The sequence below is a fragment of the Nocardia sp. NPDC004722 genome (assembly GCF_053601505.1).
Genome location: NZ_JBSGBY010000933.1, coordinates 1 through 2,213 on the forward strand (window position 1 = coordinate 1; position 2,213 = coordinate 2,213).

Consider the following 2,213-nt stretch of genomic DNA (forward strand, 5'->3'; position numbering starts at 1 on the left):
ACTGCGCGCGGGCGAGCGGGCCGCCAATGTCCGCCCGGGCCAAGCGGTTCGCGCGGACGGCTCCCGCACCAGCACCGTCGCCACCCTGAACCTGCTGCAACTCGCCGCGCGCACCCGGCGACCGGTGCACATCGGGTACGTGGACGCGCAGGGTGTCGCCACGCAGCGAGTCGTGGAGCCGCTCAAGGTGGGTGGCGGGCAGCTCGACGCGCTGGATCCGGTCACGGGCGCGGTCCGGCACTTCACCCTGCACCGGATCGCCTCGGTCGCGCTGGTCGAGTAGCGGCCTCGGTCGCGCCGGTCGAATAGGAATCGCCGGGAGTCGAATCCGTGACGAGGTCCGGGAGGTGCCCGTTCGAGACCGGTGCAGCCGGATTCACTATTCTCCGGTCATGCCGTCCCGCATTCCGACCGTCACCCGTCTGCAGCCGTTCGCCTCGACGATCTTCGCCGAGATGACCGAACTGGCCGTCCGCCACGGTGCGGTCAACCTGGGCCAGGGCTTTCCGGACAGCGACGGTCCGGCGGGCATGCTCGAGGTGGCGCGGCAGGCGATCGCCGACGGCTTCAACCAGTACCCGCCCGGGCGCGGGGTGCCCGCGCTGCGGCAGGCCATCGCGGCGGATCGGGCGCGGCGCTACGGCACCCACTACGACCCGGACAGCCAGGCGCTGGTGACCGTCGGGGCCACCGAGGCGATCGCGGCCACCGTGCTGGGACTCGTCGAACCCGGCGACGATGTGGTGCTCATCGAGCCCTACTACGACTCCTACGCGGCGGCCATCGCGCTCGCCGGGGCGAATCGCCGCACCGCGCGACTGGTCGCCGACGGCGACGGCTTCGCCCTCGACCTGGACAGCCTGCGCGCCGCCATCACCCCGAAAACCCGCCTGCTGCTGGTGAATTCGCCGCACAACCCGACCGGCACCGTGCTCTCGCGCGCCGATCTCACCGCCATCGCCGAGATCGCCATCGAACACGACCTGTACGTCATGTCGGATGAGGCGTACGAGCATCTCACCTTCGACGGGCACGAGCACATCAGCCTGTCCACGCTGCCCGGCATGTTCGAGCGCACCGTCGTGATCTCCAGTGCCGCGAAGACGTTCAGCGTCACCGGCTGGAAGATCGGCTGGGCGTGCGCGCCCGCGCCGCTGCTGGACGCGGTGCTGGCGGCCAAGCAGTTCCTCACCTTCGTCGGCGGCGGACCGTTCCAGCCTGCCATCGCGCATGCCTTGAACAAGGAGCAGCAGTGGGTGGCGGCGCTGCGAGACACCCTGTCGGAGAAGCGGATTCGACTCTCCGCCGCGCTGTCCGAAGCGGGGTTCGGTGTCAAGCGCAGTGACGGCACCTATTTCGTGTGCGCCGACATCCGCCCGCTGGGCGCGAGCGACGCCTACGACTTCTGCCGGGAACTGCCCGAACGGCTCGGGGTCGCCGCGGTCCCGGTCAGCGTGTTCGCCGATGACAAGGCCGCATGGAATCACCTGGTGCGCTTCACCTTCTGCAAGAAGGAGGAGACCATCGCCGAGGGTGTGCGCCGCCTGCGTGCCGGGCATACCGCCGAGACCGTCCGCTGACGGTAGCCGCGCGGATACTCCGCGCTGCGGAATGATCCGGCGGGCCGTACGGTTGTGAGCCGTTGTCGCATCACGAGACGAACGGACGCACCATGCTCGGCTACATCACCGACCCTTCAGGTCCCGCGGGCCTGCGCCTCGCCGCCGATCTGCCCGAGCCGCAGCCGCGACCGGACGAGGTGATCGTCGAGGTCCGGGCCTTCGCCATCAATCACGATGAACTCAATCTGATCCGGCGGCGGCCCGACGGCTGGCGGCCGGGACAGGATGTCGCCGGGGTGGTGGTCACGGCGGCCGCCGACGGTTCGGGGCCCGCCGTCGGTGCGCGCGTGGTTTGCTACCTGGACTGGGAGGGCTGGGCCGAGCGCATCCCGGTGCCGGTGAAACGCCTTGCGGTGCTGCCGGATTCGGTGTCGTTCGAGCGGGCCGCGGCGCTGCCCATCGCGGGCATCACCGCGCTGCGGGCCGTCCGGGTGGGTGGCGCGCTGCTGGGCCGCCGTGTCCTGATCACCGGGGCCACCGGCGGGGTCGGCCAATTCGCGGTCCAGTTGGCCGTGGCGGCCGGTGCCACCGTGACCGCACTGGTCAGCCGCCCCGAGCGGATCGCCGACGCGCTCGCGCTGGGCGCCCACC

3 protein-coding genes are annotated in these 2,213 nt (G+C 71.0%); all 3 read left to right on the top strand.

Translation table 11 applies throughout. The features are described from left to right. Positions 1-283: WYL domain-containing protein (locus ACWELQ_RS44230; RefSeq protein WP_452402937.1), on the top strand; the 283-nt coding region annotated here is incomplete at its 5' end. A 109-nt stretch (positions 284-392) separates the two neighbouring features. After that, entirely contained in the window at positions 393-1,580 is a 1,188-nt protein-coding gene (locus ACWELQ_RS44235) for a pyridoxal phosphate-dependent aminotransferase (protein WP_452402938.1), read from the top strand. Between the two features lie 62 nt (positions 1,581-1,642). Continuing rightward, on the top strand, positions 1,643-2,213 hold a 571-nt coding region (locus tag ACWELQ_RS44240; RefSeq protein WP_452402939.1), incomplete at its 3' end, for an alcohol dehydrogenase catalytic domain-containing protein.